Annotated in this window: 12 protein-coding genes; 4 read left to right on the top strand and 8 right to left on the bottom strand. The window is 58.0% G+C overall.

Annotated features, from left to right (window positions below):
• Window positions 1-172 precede the first annotated feature (172 nt).
• Window positions 173-1,165, bottom strand: coding sequence for an SMP-30/gluconolactonase/LRE family protein (locus HRQ64_RS02670; RefSeq protein WP_172121912.1), 993 nt, complete (start codon window positions 1,163-1,165; stop codon window positions 173-175).
• A gap of 594 nt (window positions 1,166-1,759) precedes the next feature.
• On the opposite strand from HRQ64_RS02670, the gene HRQ64_RS02665 reads away from it, so the two are divergent.
• From HRQ64_RS02665 to HRQ64_RS02650, 4 genes are all read left to right on the top strand, one after another.
• On the top strand, window positions 1,760-2,074 hold the full coding sequence (locus tag HRQ64_RS02665) for a Rieske 2Fe-2S domain-containing protein (RefSeq protein WP_172121911.1): 315 nt from the start codon (window positions 1,760-1,762) through the stop codon (window positions 2,072-2,074).
• 59 nt (window positions 2,075-2,133) lie between these two features.
• The gene (locus tag HRQ64_RS02660; RefSeq protein WP_248307163.1) at window positions 2,134-4,011 is read left to right on the top strand and encodes a PQQ-dependent dehydrogenase, methanol/ethanol family; all 1,878 of its coding nucleotides are present in this window, start codon (window positions 2,134-2,136) and stop codon (window positions 4,009-4,011) included.
• A gap of 193 nt (window positions 4,012-4,204) precedes the next feature.
• The gene (locus HRQ64_RS02655; protein ID WP_172121910.1) at window positions 4,205-5,725 is read left to right on the top strand and encodes a PQQ-binding-like beta-propeller repeat protein; all 1,521 of its coding nucleotides are present in this window, start codon (window positions 4,205-4,207) and stop codon (window positions 5,723-5,725) included.
• Window positions 5,722-6,435: a hypothetical protein gene (locus tag HRQ64_RS02650; RefSeq protein ID WP_172121909.1), complete on the top strand. Its 714-nt coding sequence runs from the start codon at window positions 5,722-5,724 to the stop codon at window positions 6,433-6,435. Before HRQ64_RS02655 ends, HRQ64_RS02650 begins: the two co-directional genes overlap by 4 nt.
• On the opposite strand, the gene HRQ64_RS02645 is transcribed toward HRQ64_RS02650, so the two are convergent.
• From HRQ64_RS02645 to HRQ64_RS02615, 7 genes are all read right to left on the bottom strand, one after another.
• Window positions 6,436-7,317 (bottom strand): pentapeptide repeat-containing protein, encoded by an 882-nt coding sequence (locus tag HRQ64_RS02645; protein ID WP_172121908.1) that lies wholly within the window; start codon window positions 7,315-7,317, stop codon window positions 6,436-6,438.
• 89 nt (window positions 7,318-7,406) lie between these two features.
• Window positions 7,407-9,497: a DUF2961 domain-containing protein gene (locus tag HRQ64_RS02640; protein ID WP_172121907.1), complete on the bottom strand. Its 2,091-nt coding sequence runs from the start codon at window positions 9,495-9,497 to the stop codon at window positions 7,407-7,409.
• 420 nt (window positions 9,498-9,917) lie between these two features.
• Window positions 9,918-11,486, bottom strand: a complete 1,569-nt coding sequence (locus HRQ64_RS02635) for an ABC transporter substrate-binding protein (RefSeq protein ID WP_172121906.1) — start codon at window positions 11,484-11,486, stop codon at window positions 9,918-9,920.
• Between the two features lie 48 nt (window positions 11,487-11,534).
• Window positions 11,535-12,491: an ABC transporter permease gene (locus tag HRQ64_RS02630; RefSeq protein ID WP_172121905.1), complete on the bottom strand. Its 957-nt coding sequence runs from the start codon at window positions 12,489-12,491 to the stop codon at window positions 11,535-11,537.
• Window positions 12,488-13,414, bottom strand: a complete 927-nt coding sequence (locus HRQ64_RS02625; protein WP_206524676.1) for an ABC transporter permease — start codon at window positions 13,412-13,414, stop codon at window positions 12,488-12,490. The genes HRQ64_RS02630 and HRQ64_RS02625 overlap by 4 nt, the downstream gene beginning before the upstream one ends.
• A complete protein-coding gene (locus HRQ64_RS02620) occupies window positions 13,411-14,400 on the bottom strand; it encodes an oligopeptide/dipeptide ABC transporter ATP-binding protein (protein ID WP_127755121.1) in 990 nt (329 codons plus the stop codon). The genes HRQ64_RS02625 and HRQ64_RS02620 overlap by 4 nt, the downstream gene beginning before the upstream one ends.
• A gap of 35 nt (window positions 14,401-14,435) precedes the next feature.
• Window positions 14,436-15,368 (bottom strand): ABC transporter ATP-binding protein, encoded by a 933-nt coding sequence (locus tag HRQ64_RS02615; RefSeq protein ID WP_349236660.1) that lies wholly within the window; start codon window positions 15,366-15,368, stop codon window positions 14,436-14,438.
• Window positions 15,369-15,665: the final 297 nt, after the last annotated feature.

The following is a 15,665-nucleotide window of genomic DNA, read 5'->3' as shown; positions in this document are numbered from 1 at the left end:
GGCTCCTCTCTTTTTCTAGGGTAGTGCGTTGGGCCTACCCTGATCCGGGATCAATGCCCTTGCCTAACCACAGTTCCGGTTTCTGCTACGAATGACGCAGACTTGGGACGCTTGATACTATTCTAGCAAGTGAGCTGCGCCACGCGTCCCAAAGTCAGGCTGAAAATCTGCTTTAGTCGAGCTTAATAAAAGCCATAGCGTTATTGGGGTTCATCGGGATGACCAGCTGATTGGCACCTGCATCATAGCACATCGAGGCAGCACTCGGGATACCGGTCGCGATCAGCTCGGCAGCGCCCCCACCAGCGGGTATTCGTGATACGCCTCCCCTCAAGACGCTGCTGACATATTTGGTACCGTCCTGCATGATCACCAGGCCATCATTCCCGTCCTGTGCGGCTTCCTCCGTGGCAACTAGCTCCCCATCTACTGAGAAGGTTAGGACGGCCTTGTCGCCAATATTGACGACTACCAGGTTGCCCGCCCCATCTAGGGCGATGCCGTTAGGTCGATTAAGGGGGGCACCTTCCACCACCACGGACGATTGCCCGTCCGGCGTGACCTTGAAGACTTTAAACGTGGTCGGATCGGGCGGTGTGCCACTTCCCGTCTGCGTGGCATAGATGGTGCCGTCATCAGTCACTTCGATGTCGTTGAAGCCTGTCGACTCAGCCGTTCTTAACTCGCCGGCAGGCGCCCCGGTCGCGATATCGAAGATGCGGACCACCGAAACGCTCGGGTCGGCATCGCTTGTCCCCCCGTCACGATCTGCCAAGTATAACTTGCCACCACTGATATCGCTGCCGAACGGCTGATTTAGTGTCAGGCCGTTGCGATTTACCCCGATCCAACGGGCAGTGTGAACCGAACCGTCGTGATTGATCAGAGACACGAAGCCATCATTTGCCACCTGGTTCTGGTTCACGCCGCGGTTGACCGCCAGTATCAGATCACGTGTCTCGTCGTAGACACAGCTCTCGGCGTTGACGATCGCGCCGAAGACTTTCACGTTGTCCGAGATGGGGATTGTCTCGCCATCTTGGACAACGCCGAGTGGAAGACCAGCCTCAAAAGGCTGAGTTGCGGGGTCGGGTGCTTGCTGTGCAAGGGTAGGACCGCACTGCATCAGTGCAGCCAACAGTGTTGCCGATGTAAGGGACTTCATAGCGCTTCCTCTGCTCTCATCATGTTGTTCTTGGTTCGGGATAGATGGCTATCGCTTATCCTTGCTGCCGCCCGAGGGCGTACGTGCTCCTCCACGCCATTCAGCAACCTTACTATGCGCAGAGACTCGTCCGTCGACCAACCAGTTAATGCGCCGCGCCCTTCTAGTACTTTTGTAGTAAATTCGAGCTTTAAGGTGATCGAGGCTTGTTCCGCAGGCCTGGTGTGCTAGCCTTGAACTAATGCGAGGAAACAAGGGCGAAGCGCCCGAGCCCGCAGTTGAATGACATGAAATATCAACGGGAAGAGAAAATTGGCCGATCAAGAACAGAACGATGATAGCGGGACTCAATGCTGCCAGATGCACCGGCGTGCGGTTCTGGCGGGGCTCGCGGGAGTTGCTGTCTACGGTATGGCAGGCGGAGCCTTGAGCCAAGAGGCAGACAGATTACCTCCGCAACCCGGCGATCTTCTTGTACGTGCCTCCGGCGACGATCAAACCACGCCGCTGACTCCGTCTGATCTGGAGGTTGGCGGCGGCCCTCTGCAGGCTTGGCCAGCCGATCCAGTCACTGGAGAGGCGCGGTCGCGCTCCTTGTTTAACCTGCTCGTGCTGTCGCGCTGGGATGATGCCGAACTCAGCCCTGATACGCTGCCCAATGCTGCGGGTGGCGTGGTCGCCAACACCGTAATCTGCACCCATGCAGCCTGCGAAGTCACCGATTGGCTGCCCGATGCCAAGATTATCGAATGCCCATGCCACCTGTCGCAATTTGATCCTAAGAGGAACGGGGCGGTGGTTCAGGGACCAGCGACCCGCAAGCTACCCTCGATCGCTCTCGGGCTCGAGGGCGACAGGCTGGTTATTGCCGGCGCATTCGATTCGCGTCTGGGTGGCGACGCCGAATAATCTGTCCGCGGTCCAAGCGAAACATCGTGGTGCCGCTCAACACTAGGAGGAATGTTACCATGATTGCATCAACACGCCCGATGCTTGCCGCATTGAGCCTGGCGCTGCTCACCAGCAGCGTTCTGGCTCAGCAGGCGGCCCCTGCCCCCGCAGCGCCAGCTGCAACCCCGCCGCCTGCGGCAACGAGCGCCGCCCCGCCGGCAGTTCCGCAGCTTCCAGTCACAATTCCTGATTATACACCAGTGACATTGGACATGCTGACCAACCCCGCTGATGGTGACTGGCCCATGTACCGTCGGACTTATGACGGCTGGGGTTACAGTCCGCTGGACCAGATAAACACGGAAAATGTGGCCGGTTTGAAGCCTGCTTGGATGTTGTCCACGGGCTTTTCTGAAGGTCACGAGGCGCCCCCAACCGTAGTCAACGGCGTCATGTTTGCAGCTACCGCAGGTAACCAGGTGTTGGCGATCGATGCGGCGTCTGGAGAGATCCTATGGCGTTATCGCCGCGAACTCCCCGCCGACATGCTGGGCTCTCATCCCACTAATCGCGGCGTGGCGCTGCTGGGCGACAAACTGTACTGGATGTCCCGTGACTCCATTCTTGTGGCGCTTGATGCCAAAAGCGGGAATGAAGTGTGGACCACGACCGTGCAGGACTACCGCGACGGTTACTACGCCAACCTGGCTCCTCTTGTTGTAGAAGACAAGATCGTGGTTGGCACCTCGGGTGGTGAACGCGGGGTTCGCGGCTATGTGGCTGCGTTCGATGCTGAGACCGGTGAGGAGGCCTGGAGAACCTTCTTGGTGCCCGCGCCGGGTGAGCCCGGCTCAGAAACATGGCCGCAACCGGGCGACGAACATGAGGATGCCTGGAAGACCGGGGGCGGGTCGAGCTGGATTACTGGACAGTACGATCCAAAAACTAAACTGATCTATTGGGGCACCGGAAATGGTGGACCCTGGATGGGTGACCAGAGGCCCGGCGACAATCTTTACCTGACATCTGTGGTGGCGCTCGCCGCCGACTCCGGCGCAATTGAAGGCCACTTCCAATACCATCCCAACGACTCCTTTGACTGGGACGAAGTCGCTGCGCCTATTTTGGTGCCTTTGCAAAAAGATGGTCAGGAAGTGCCCGGCCTCGTTCACGCTGCACGCGATGGTGTGCTCTGGATGCTCGAGCGCACTGATGAGGGTCCTATCAACTTCATCGAAGGAACGCCTTACGTCGCGGAGAACTGGATCAAGAGCATGGATCCGGAAACCGGAAAGGTCGAATACAACGAAGGCACCAAGCCTGGTACTGGTATTCTGGGAGATTTCTGCCCCTCGTTCTGGGGTGGCAAGGATTGGCCGCCGATCGCCTACAGCCCAGAAACCAATTATGTTTACATCCCCGCGAACGAAAATCTGTGCACCAGAATGCAAGGCGGAACGGTGGTTGAGTACCGGCCCGGGGCCAGCTTTACTCGCGGCACGCAAGGGGACCTCTCCGAGCTCTATCTCACCGAGACAGCCGATCACATCGGGGAAGTGCAGGCGTGGGACCTGACGACAGGGGAGAAGGTCTGGACGCATACCTTCCCCAACTCGGCCAACTGGGGTCCGCTGCTGACTACCGGCGGGGGCTTGGTGTTTGGGGGCGGAACCAATGACAAGATGTTCCGGGCCTTTGATGCCAAGACCGGCGACGTCTTGTGGGAAATGCAGCTAAACTCGGGAGTCATCGGCGTTCCTTCAAGCTTCGAAGCAGATGGCAAGCAGTACATCGCTGTCCAGGCCGGTTGGGGTATTGATGCGGCTGGAATGCAAACACGCCTGGCTACGAGCTATCCAGACCGCTTCAAGTCCGGAACCTCGGTACCCATCGGCGGGGTGATCTGGGTCTTTGAAGTGGAAGATCAACCCACGCAGACTACCGCCTCGAAGTGAGTCCGGCCTTTAGTGAACACAGGAGCGGGGTGAACATCCCGCTCCCAACCGGCCGGGGCTAATTGTGCTTGCCATCCGTCTACGCGCTACTGTCATCTTGCTGTTAGTTACCTCCTGCGCTGTCCTTCTCCCCTGGACGGCGGGAGCCTCGGCGCAAGAGTTAACCAAGCCCGGTGTGTCCTCCCAGAACTGGTTGAGCAATCTAGGTGGTCCCGCAGGACACCGCTTCTCTACATTGCAAAGCATCAATCAAGAAAACGTAGCCGGGCTCAAGGTCCGCTACAGCATAGTGCTTGGAGGCTTGATGGATGCAGCGGGAAATACCGATGCAACCCTGCCGATCAGCCCCCTCGTCAAGGACGGCTTCCTGTATGTGGTGGATGGCTGGGGAGCCGTCTCCAAGATCGATCTTGCGGCTCAGGGGCGCGTAATTTGGCGGAAGGATGCGGGCCAACACAATCTTGATGCCTGGCTACAGGCAAGTCGTGGATTGGCTTTTTACGAGGACTCGTTGCTGTCCATCGCGGCCGACGGACAACTGCACTGGATCGATGAGGGCACCGGTGAAATCACCCGATCTGTCCAGGTGGGAAATCCAATTGAGGGTTACACCATTTCAGCACCCCCCTTAGTCGTCGGTGACACCATCGTCGTGGGAGGATCAGGAGCGGATCGCGGAGCTAGGACGCAGATTGACGGCATAAATGCCCGTACTGGAGCTCGGTTGTGGCAACGCCACCCAAAACCCGGCGAGGGCTGGGCGGGTGCATTCCTACAGACTGGTATATATGATAATCAGACGCATACGACCATTTGGGGGACGAGCCGGCCGGAGCTTAGTGTAGCCGATGCAGGACTGGCTCTGCCCAGCACCAACGCCGTTGTCGCGCTCGACTTGGTGACGGGCGAAGTCCAAAACGTGTTCAATTATCCAGATACCACACCCGATATGCTGTCTGAGGCATCCAGCTACCTGTTGACTCCGGGGGCTCCACCACTCGGAAGCGGCGTCGCCCACTTTGGCACCGATGGTCGGTTCTATTCGCTCGACTCTCAAACTCTCGAGCGCCGCGTTGAAACGGAGTATCTCCCAAGCGACTGGCAGGCCGTAGCGAATGCCGCTCAAGGTCCGGCAGAGGCCGGGGTAGTAGTCCCACTCAGTTCTGCGCAGCCTGTGTGGTCCCCTGGATGCCCAAACCTTCGGAGCGCACCCAGCTTCACCTCTGCTTTCAGCCCGCGCACCGGTTTGGCGTATGGCGCCGCAGCCGATGGATGTCATCCAGGCGTTCGGCCGATCGTCACAACCTCCGCACCCGGCTGGCTTGGGGCATACTACTCAGGAGTGGACAATGCACTTGGGATGCTAGCCGCGGTGGATCCGGCAAGTGGGCGAGTGGTGGAGCAGCGCCTGTTCGATTTTCCGCTTCATGCAGGCGCCCTCGCGACCGCAGGAGGACTGGTTTTCACTACGACGGCTGAGGGTACGCTCCATGCTCTGCATGATGAGACATTAGAAACGCTTTGGTCCGCGGGTTTCGGAACCCTGACGCCCAATCCTCCAATCACATTCGAGGTCGATGGAGAACAGCTATTGGCGGTGGTTGTTGGGGGGAACCGCTTCAACAAGGATCTATCCTACCAACCCGAGCAGATGAAGATGAACGAGGCCTTATTTGTCCTTGTCGTCCTCGGTGTAGGAGCTCCCGTCGAATGAAGGCAATTGCGCAAAATTGCGCTGCACTTCTTATTGCCTTCACATGTTCACCGGTCCTCGCCGAGGAGCGGCACAGCGTCTGGGACCTCCAACTCGGTCAGACAGCCACCACCCTGCCCCGGGACTTCGTCGAACTAGCCTGCGGTACAAATGGAGGGCCACCAGCACGGCCGCTAAAGAGCTTCACCGATTACCTTAGCTGTAGGCCTAGTGGCGACGAACTCTATGAAGTTTACTTCCGATACAACGACGAGGGCGAGTATGTGGCTCGGGCCCTAGAGCAGGCCCATGATATAGAACGGCTGCGCGGCACCCGAGTTTACGGCTTTGATGTAATGACCTCCGCCTTGCTGGACGGTGCTGGCGTTCTACGTGGCATCAGGGTTGTTACGGATCCAAGAGGCGTCGAGCCAGGAACTCGGAACGATCATTGGCGTCTTGGAGCTTTGTTCATGCGTCATTTTGGCGAGACAGATTGGGACTGCCAAGAACTGCCCTTGGCTGAACGGGAAACCGCCATAACGAGCTTTTTTGTAAAAAGGCGATGCACCAAGCTGACCGCAGATGCGTCGCTCAAAGTCGAGCAGGACTATTATCACCGCAGGGGAGAAAGCTTCACGGACGAGTTCGGCAAGGTGCAGCCAACTTACTTCGTCAGCACCAGTCGGTTCGAATTGATGGCCACAGCGGCGACAAGTGACGATCGATAATTAAGGCACCGCCGGTCCAATGACCGCATTGTCGAAATTCGCACAAACCAGCTCCGCGCCATCAATCCGGACATTCCGAAGATCCGCGTTGACCAAACGCGTATCTGTTAATGTCGCTGCCAGAAAATCGGCATTAAAGGCTGAGGCCTGTGTAAGGTCGGCTGAGGTAAAATCCGCACCCACAAAGCCTGCATTGGCTAGGTTGGCTTGTCGCAGAACAGCCTGCTGAAATCTGGCGTTCTGGAAGTTGGAAAGCTGCAAATCTGCTTGTCGCAGATCAGCTGCGGCAAGATTAGCATCACGTCCTAGAGAACGAACAAGTACGGCCGCTTCGAGGCGAGCCCGCATCAAGCGCGCATGTTGCAGGCGGGCGTCGGTTAAGTCCGCTCGCACCATGGTCGCGCCACTCAGGTCCGCACCATAAAGCAGAGCTCCGTTCAGCTTTGCCTCCACAAGAGAGGCACCTCGCAGATCTGTCTTGTTAAGGTTCGCACGGACTAGAATTGCACCGTCTAGTTGCGTTTCAGCCAACACCGCGCGGTGAAGCACTGCTCCTGAGAGGTCAGCGCCTCTCAGGTCGGCACCTGACAAATCCCATTGCTGTAGTTGAGCGCCCTGCAGATTGCAGCGCGGGCAATCGCGAACTTGGCCCGCAAGAAATCGGTCCCGATTGCCGACCGCAGGAACTTCGCGTTCGTCATAAGCCACGTAGGGGTGAGCGGATGCTGTGTTGAACGGCCGACATACAACATTAGTCTGAGCAGTAACTGGATGTGTCGCGACGGCCACTAGCAGCAAGGCAAGAAAAACCCGCATCATGATCATCAATGCCGCTCCTTTTTTGCTTGTTTTTTCAACAGCAACTGTCGATAACGTGTGCACCCAGCACCATCAATCTAGCGCCAGGTGGAATATACCCTGCAGTGTTCACCACGACCTGAAACGACTAACTTTAGCTTAACTCTGTAACGTCATAACTTGGGCACTATAAACGAGTAAGCCGCATAGTCTAGTTCGCTCCAAGCCAGCTCCGGTACTGGATATCCAGGAAACAGGGGCTGCATTACAGGATCGAAGGTAATGCGGATCCGGATAGCTGATCGGCCTTCTGTAAAGGCTTTGGGTAAGAGGAACTCGTCCTCTCGGAACCGGCGGTTCGATACCATCACCACGTGCTCAGCCGCCCCTAGTTCATCGGGCGGATCCGAGAAGACGGATAGGTTTGAGCCTGCCAAATACCAAATGCCGGCTGACTTGAAATCAATATCATCCCACAGCTGGTCCGGCTCACTCGCGTCAGCGACCGCAATACTCGCCCGCTGATTTGGAAAGCCATAATCTAACGTTCGACGCAAAAGAACTCCGACATTGTCTGGATCAATCCTAAGCGTAAACTCGGATGTGCCCGTCGTGGTCCGTCCGTCCTCGGTGTGGGCAGGGTAGATTTCCACCCCGTCCAGACTGTCGGGACCCAACTCGAAGCGGGACGTCAGCTCTACCTTCTGGCTTGCCTGTGGCGAAGAGTAGGCGTGGCCTTGCTCACTTTCCGCATTGCCGATGTCCACCTCGTCAGTCTTGACCAGCGATGCGCTAGGCAGTCCATACCAGAAAGTCGCCGTCTGGTAGTGCTCGACTGACTCGTTGAGCCCGCCGTGCTCTAGCTGAACCCGAGCATTGCGCCCAAATGGCATCAGGTCCGCCAACAGGAACCGGTAAGCCGACTCTATCTTGTCAGCCTCCGAGCGCGGCGAGCCCTGTGGTCCTCCGACTGGGTGGCCGGCGAACGGCAGCGTCACGGTCTGCCCACCCCAGTAATCGCCACCCCCGGCCCACTCCTCGGTGCCAGTTCCCTGCGCTTGGGGTGTACGGCTGTCGTCGAAGAAGAACCGGGGGTCGCCCTCTAAGGTGGTCAGGTTCGCCTGATGAGAGAATATAAACGAAGTCCCGACGAGGTGACCCGCCCAGTCGCCGCCGCCCTCGACCACAGTTGTGTCAAGCAGGACCAGATCCTTGCCTCTTTCGGGGTTTGGGAAGTCTCGATAGGTCGCATGGAAATACCCAACGTGGTTGGTAGGTGCATCTAGTGGCTGGGTACGAACCGACCAGCGCAGGTCAGGTATGATCAGGCCGGCTTCGGGCACCAGTTCGAAGCGGGCCGAGTGAAAGAACGGCATAGGGAAGTAGGCGGCAAGCTCGATCCGCTCACTGTCGAACCGCACTGTGACGGGAAAAGCTTTGACGAGAAATTCGCGATTGTCGTGGTTGTAGAGCGAGCCCGTCCCAAAAAAGAGGGGTACCGGCACATCTATAGAGGGTTGCGACCTTCCATCCCAAGTCACCTTCAGCCGAACCTTGGCAAGATCCAGTGCCCGCTCGCGCGGGATGGAAATTTTGAAAGCCCGGAGAAGGCGCTGAGCGCCGCTCAGGAAAGCAATATCCCTCGGCTTCCCCTCAAGCGCGAGAGTACCGGAGAGCTCTTCTAGTCCCAGCCGCTTGCCCGCCAGGGAGTCCTGCGTGGGCGCGATGTCGGTTCCCGAGCGCCCAATCAGCTCCAGCACCTCGGCTGGTGGCGGAGAAGCGTCCCAACTGCGGATGGGGCTGGACAGGTTGGCACCTGGAACGAACTGGTGGAAGATATAGTAGCCCGTCCCATAATGAGTGCGGCTATACTCCATTTGAAAAGAACGTTCGATCGGTATCGGTACCCAGGACAAATCTGCACCCATGGTTTGCGACCAGGTCCAGGTCAGCGGACTGGGGAATGCCGCCAAAGGTAGAAACACGGAATTCGGCACTGGATTGTGGGGTGTCGAAGTCGAACTTTCTTCGACCACATATTCCGCGCCATCCACGACATAGCGCCAGGGACTGCCATGCCAATGGTTGTGGCGAACAAAGGCCAGGATGGCGGGGCCTTGGATGTCAAGGGTGACGTTGCGGTCGTCGGCCAGCTGATAAAGAAAGTGGCTGGCATCGGCGTGGTGATTACCACCAGCTCGGTCATAGGTGCTTCGCATGTAAGCACGCGCCCCGATGCGCAGATGGTGCCAGCGATCCCACATCCGAAATGCGTCTACTCCGATCGGAATAAGAGGCGGGTTCAACTTGTTCGGCGGCTGCTGTAGGACAAGCCTAGGCTCTAAGCCGGGCGATCTTAGGTCACCTGCCAAGCTTTGGGGGGACATGCCAAAGAAGAAGTAGAGGCCGATAACAAACCATAGAGGCACGATCGAACCTCCGTGCGGTGCGCACCATTGCTAGGTTGGTACAGTGTCTGCAGTCTCGAAGATGGTCAACATATGCGGCGCGAGGACAGAAATACTGCCGATTTTTCGGAACGCGATGCTGACGAAACAACCAGCATTCTGAACACCAGTGCGAGCATTTTAAGGCCATTGACACAAAGCAACTTACCGCGCGCCATCCGTCAGATCTGGTGACGGCCTGGGCTTTGTAACCCAGGCTATCAGCTTACCGTCTGGTTACTCTTGAACGCCTTTGAGCACTAGGTTGAGATACACTCGGCCGTCGCGACGCGGTTCATATTGCAGACGTGGGGCCACGCCGTACAAGGTCGGTTCAGTAAACAACCACACCACGGGCGCCTGCTCAGCGACATATGCTTGGGCGGCGTTGCACATCTCGGACCACTTGGACTGATCGAATTCCTGGTTGAAGGCCACGAACATTGCTTCGAACTTGTCGTCCACCCAGCTCATACGGTTCGAGCCGGAATCCTTTTGCACCAGAAGCAGATCCCCCTGACATGTATAATCGGGACCAGACGAGCTGTTCATTAGGTCGCGGTAACCGGCACCTTGCTGCGCCCGCATTTGTGAGCTGACCGAGGCATCAATCACCCGCAGGTCAGCAATTTCGATTCCCACTTCCTTCCAGTACTCCGCCATGACCTGCGCCATGTCGCTGTCCATCAGATAGGAGCCGTTTGTGGTGTCGAAGTTGAGCGACAGTCGCACTCCGTCCTTTTCGCGAACACCGCCGCTTCCAACCACCCAGCCCGCTTCGTCCAAGAGCTGCTTGGCCTTTTCCGGATCGTAAGCATAAGGCTTCAGGTCGGGATCTTGGTGGGGCGGATTGACGAGGTCAATGGAACACTCCGCCATTCCGCCAAGCAGAGCGTCGGCCATTTCTTCGCAGTTAATAGCGTAGTTCAGCGCTTGACGCACTTTGACATCAGCTAGTGCCGGGTGGCGGCCCTGCTTGATAGCCACAAACAAGCGGCGGTAGCTCGCGGCAACGATGACATTTACCCCTGAACTCTCGAGGTCTGCTTTGAGGTCCGCGGGGACCCCCACCATCAGATCGGCAGACCCGGCCTTCATCTCGCTGATACGGGTCGCGACTTCCGGCACGGCCCTGATCACAACGTCGTCTACCGGCGGCTTGCCCGACCGGTACTTCTCGAAAGCCTTGAGTACCAGACCCTCACCTGGCCGGTACGAAACGAACTGGTAGCCACCTGCACCCACCGGGGCGAATGCGACCTCCTCGGGCGTATGCTCAGAGTAGTATTTAGGTGGGAGAAGAGACAGTTCAGGATTGACCATATGCGAGGTGATGATCGGATCGGGCGCGGTCATCACGAGCTTCACGGTTAGGTCATCCACCTTCTCCATGTGGTCGTATTTCAGCGCCCCGAGCGCGAAGGTCAGGTCGCCCTCCCCAGCTTCGAATAATTTTTTTGCGCGACCGAATGTGAACACCGCCGCATCGGCGTTGATCGGTTCGCCATTATGGAACACCAAGTTGGGTCGGATCTTGATCTCCCAGTTCAAGGGATCGATCATGGTAATCGTCTCGGCGATCGCGGGCACCACCTCGCCTGCGTTGTCGAGGCGGAACAGTGTTTCATGGATCGACAGGATGACATTGGCGTCAGCCTGCGTGAACATCGGATCGAGACTGACTGGCTCGGCACGTTCAAGGAAGATAACCGGCTTGCTCTGGGCCATCACCGGAGAAGATGCAACAGCACCTACACTCAGGCTGAGCGCAAGGAGCGCCGTTCGTAAAAGACCGCGTGGTTTCATTCTACTCCCCTTCAGCTGCGATGGCGTGCATGTCACGCTTTGACGAATTTATTGGAGAATGTTCTTCAGGCGCGGATCAAGGTAATCCCGCAGCCAGTCTCCGATGATGTTGATAGCCAGAACCGTCAACGAGATCGCTAGGCCGGCTGGGATCGTCAGCCAGTCTGCCACTCCGATATACTGGCGCCCATCCGCCAGGATGGTGCCCCAACTCGGCACGCTTGGCGGCACGCCGACGCCCAAAAAACTCAATGAGGCCTCCGCCACGATATTGCTGGCGACCGTGAAGCTGGCGATGACGATGATCGGGCTCCAGATGTTGGGCAGGATATGCTGGAACAGAACGCGCCATTGGCGCTCCCCAGTCGCACGCGCGGCCAGCACGAACTCGTCGTTCTTGATCGACAGCACCTGGCTGCGCACAATGCGGGCGTACTGAACCCAGCCGGTCAACCCCAGCACCAGTATGAGCTTATCGAGCCCGCTGCCGAGCACGGCCATGATGGTCAAAGCCAGCAGGATTGTGGGGAATGACAGTTGGATATCGCAAATGCGCATGAAGACGTCGTCGACGATCCCGCCAAAGTAGCCGGACAAGAGCCCAACGAGCAGGCCCACCGTTCCTGAGATCACGACGGCGGATATCCCGACCGTCAATGATACGCGCGCGCCATAGATGATGCGGCTCAACACGTCACGGCCAAGTGTGTCGGTGCCGAGCCAGAAGGTTACGCCAGCGCTGTTCTGGTAGCCGGGGGGCTTCAGCCGTTGAATAACCTTGATGGCATAGGGATCGCTGGGCGCCAGCCACTGTGCAGTGAGCGCGGCAAGAATGACGAGCAGGAGAATGAACACGCTCACCAGGGCTGCCTTGCTGCGCAACAAGCGCGGCAGGAACTGACTTTTCGAGGCGGGATTTACCTCCAAGGCGGCAGATGACGCCAGAACCTCCTGCTCGGCTGGGATCAAGGCATCGCCATTAGGAGGTTGTTGGATCAAGGTCATGAGCCATACCGGATGCGCGGATCGATCCAGGAATAAGCCAGATCGATGAGCAGGTTCACGCCTGCGAAGATCAGGGCCAGCATGATCACGCCGGCCTGCACGACATAGAAGTCCTTGGAGCCAATCGCCGAAACGATCTCCCGACCAACGCCCGGCCAGCCGAAGATGGTTTCCGTGATCACCGAGCCACCAAGCAGGAAGCCAAGTTCCAGCCCTATGGCGGTGACGATCGGCAGAAGCGCATTGCGGAGCACATGGGCATAAACAACGCGGTTTTCGGAGATGCCCTTGGCCCGGGCGGTGCGCGTAAAGTCGCGCTGCATAAAGTCCAGCATGGACGAGCGCGTCAGCCGCATATTGCGAGCGATGGGAAAGGCAGCCAGCGTAAGGGCTGGCATGACCATATGCGCCCAGGTGCCGCTACCGGAGATCGGCAGCCATTTCAGCTGTACCCCAAACAACAGGATCAGCAGAATGCCGAGCCAGAAGCTGGGGATGGATTGGCCCGCTAAGGCGAAAAAGGTGGCGACATGGTCCAGGGGCTTGTGGGCCTTAATTGCAGACAAGACGCCAAGTGGTATGGAAATCAGCAGCGATAGTACAAAAGCCACCGCCGCGAGGGTCACCGTAGCGGGCAACTTGTCCATGATCACCTGAAACGCAGGCTGATGGCGAACAAAGGAGTAGCCAAAGTCTCCATGCAGCGCGTTCCAGACAAAGCTGCCATATTGAACAAACCAAGGGCGGTCGAACCCCATCTTGACCCGATACTCCTGGATCTGCTCCACGGTCATTCGATCAGTCGCTTCGCCCAGGATCACCTCGGTAGGGTCCCCGGTGACAAACAGCATGCCAAACGCAACTACGCTCACTCCGACGACGACGATTAGAGACTGCAGCAGGCGGCGGATAACGTAACTCACTGCCGGGGGACGCCTTGTTGCTGACCCGGAGATACCCCATCCAGGGTCTCGGCGTAATGACATGCAACCCAGTGACGAGGAGCGGCTTCCCGGAACCCCGGCTCGACAGCGCGACAGTGATCGGTCGCAAAGGGGCAGCGCGTGCTGAACTGACAGCCTGTGGGAGGATTGGCAGGGCTGGGAAGATCACCTTGCAGCAGTATGCGTTGACGCTGCCGTTCCAGGGGCGGATCGGGGATGGGAATGGCCGACAGCAACGCCTTGGTATAGGGGTGTAGCGGATGCTGATAGAGTTCGTCGCTCTCGGTTAGCTCCATCATCTTGCCCAGATACATGACCCCGACGCGAGTGGAGATGTACCGCACCATGCTCAAGTCATGGGCGATGAAGAGGTAAGTCAGCCCCAATTCCTCGCGCAACTGCTCAAGCAGGTTGATGATCTGCGCCTGGATGCTGACATCGAGAGCGGAAATCGGCTCATCGCAAACAATGAAGTCGGGGGAAGTTGCCAATGCCCTGGCGATGCCGATGCGCTGACGCTGCCCTCCCGAGAACTCGTGCGGGAAGCGGTCGCGAAACGCAGTCCTGAGCCCGACCTTGGCCATCAGGTCGGCAACCACCTCCTTTTCCTCCCGGGGATTCTTCACCAGGCCATGCACGCGCAGCGGCCGAGCGATGATCTCCCCTACCCGCATATGTGGATTGAGCGAAGCATAGGGATCCTGAAAGATCATCTGCATATGCCGGCGCGCCTGGCGGATCTTTCCGGAATCTTGCTTCAGCAAGTCAGCGCCCTTGAAATGGACTTCCCCGGCAGTGGGACGATAAAGCTGCAGGATTGCACGGCCGGCAGTGGTCTTTCCGCAACCGCTCTCCCCTACAAGCCCCAGCGTTTCGCCTTTTTGGATGTCGAAGGTAATGCCATCAACAGCCTTTACAGCCCCGATCTGGCGATTGAGGACGCCGGCGCGGATCGGGAAATGCATCTTCAGGTCTTTGACGCGAACAAGGGGTTGGGCGCTCACTGACGTGTATCCCCATGCCGCAATCGATCATGCCAGCAGGCAGCCAGATGGCCAGGTGCCACTTCTGCCAAGGGCGGCATTTCTCCCCGGCAGATCTCGGTCGCATGGGGGCAGCGCGGCACAAAGGGGCACCCGGTGATGGTGCCAAGCATATTGGGAGGCAAGCCGCCGATCGCCTGCAACTTACGCTTGTCGCGCGCATCCAGCCGCGGCAGCGAATTCAGCAGCCCGATAGTGTAAGGATGAGCAGGACGGGCATAAAGCTCGTCCACCGGCGCTTTTTCCACGATATGACCGGCATACATAACCGCAACATTGTCGGCCAGGCGGGCTACAACTCCAAGATCGTGCGAAATCCAGATCACCGCAGTGCCCAACTCCGCCTGCAGTTTCTTGATCAACTCCACGATTTGCGCCTGGATGGTCACGTCCAATGCCGTGGTTGGCTCGTCGGCGATAATCAGTTGAGGCGAGGACGACAGCGCCATGGCGATCATGACGCGCTGGCGCATGCCCCCCGAGAACTGGTGTGGATAGTCATTGAGGCGCTTTGCCGGCGTGGGTATGCCCACCATGCCCAGCAAATCTGCGGCCTTGGCGCGGGCTTGGCGGCGCGTCAGATTCTCGTGCGCCTGAATGCTTTCCGTGATCTGGGCTCCAATCCGCATGACCGGATTAAGCGATGTCATGGGATCCTGGAAGATCACCGAAATCTCGCGCCCGCGCACATTACGCATGGCGCGGTCGCCCAATGAAAGCAGGTCGACGCCATTGAAGTGAATGGAGCCGCCGACGATTCGTCCAGGCGGCGATTGGATAAGACGCAAAATTGACAGCACGCCAACTGTCTTGCCGCTGCCGCTTTCCCCCACAATGGCCAGGCATTCGCCCTTGTTGACGGTGTAGGAGATGCCGTTAAGGGCGTTCACCACACCATCGACGGTATAAAACTTGGTCTCAAGACCTCGAACTTCTAGGACCTTCGCTCCGGGAGCGGCGGCAGATCTGAGATCGGGGGCACTCGCAGAAGTTGCGCTAATAGCCCGACCGCTGCGAGCATCAACTCGTGCACTAGGCGTGTAGGCGTCAGTCATCCGGTATGGTTCTGCCTTTCCGAATACTCCAGCCCTTCTGTTCACCCTGCGGTGTTCACCTCGGACGGGAGCATCATCCCAAATAACAGCAGATACGTACCTGCCTCCGAAATCAACTCACAAAAACAGCTG

The organism is Devosia sp. 919 (assembly GCF_013185965.1).
Lineage (GTDB): Bacteria > Pseudomonadota > Alphaproteobacteria > Rhizobiales > Devosiaceae > Devosia.
This window is presented reverse-complemented; position numbering and strand designations above follow the sequence as displayed.

What these genes read in the sequence shown, in the direction of transcription:
- HRQ64_RS02650 (WP_172121909.1), top strand. Translation starts at nt 5,722, where the DNA reads ATGAAGGCAATTGCGCAAAATTGCGCTGCACTTCTTATTGCCTTCACA.
- HRQ64_RS02660 (WP_248307163.1), top strand. Translation starts at nt 2,134, where the DNA reads ATGATTGCATCAACACGCCCGATGCTTGCCGCATTGAGCCTGGCGCTG.
- HRQ64_RS02670 (WP_172121912.1), bottom strand. Translation starts at nt 1,165, where the DNA reads ATGAAGTCCCTTACATCGGCAACACTGTTGGCTGCACTGATGCAGTGC.
- HRQ64_RS02630 (WP_172121905.1), bottom strand. Translation starts at nt 12,491, where the DNA reads ATGACCTTGATCCAACAACCTCCTAATGGCGATGCCTTGATCCCAGCC.
- HRQ64_RS02635 (WP_172121906.1), bottom strand. Translation starts at nt 11,486, where the DNA reads ATGAAACCACGCGGTCTTTTACGAACGGCGCTCCTTGCGCTCAGCCTG.
- HRQ64_RS02640 (WP_172121907.1), bottom strand. Translation starts at nt 9,497, where the DNA reads ATGTGGGATCGCTGGCACCATCTGCGCATCGGGGCGCGTGCTTACATG.
- HRQ64_RS02620 (WP_127755121.1), bottom strand. Translation starts at nt 14,400, where the DNA reads ATGCATTTCCCGATCCGCGCCGGCGTCCTCAATCGCCAGATCGGGGCT.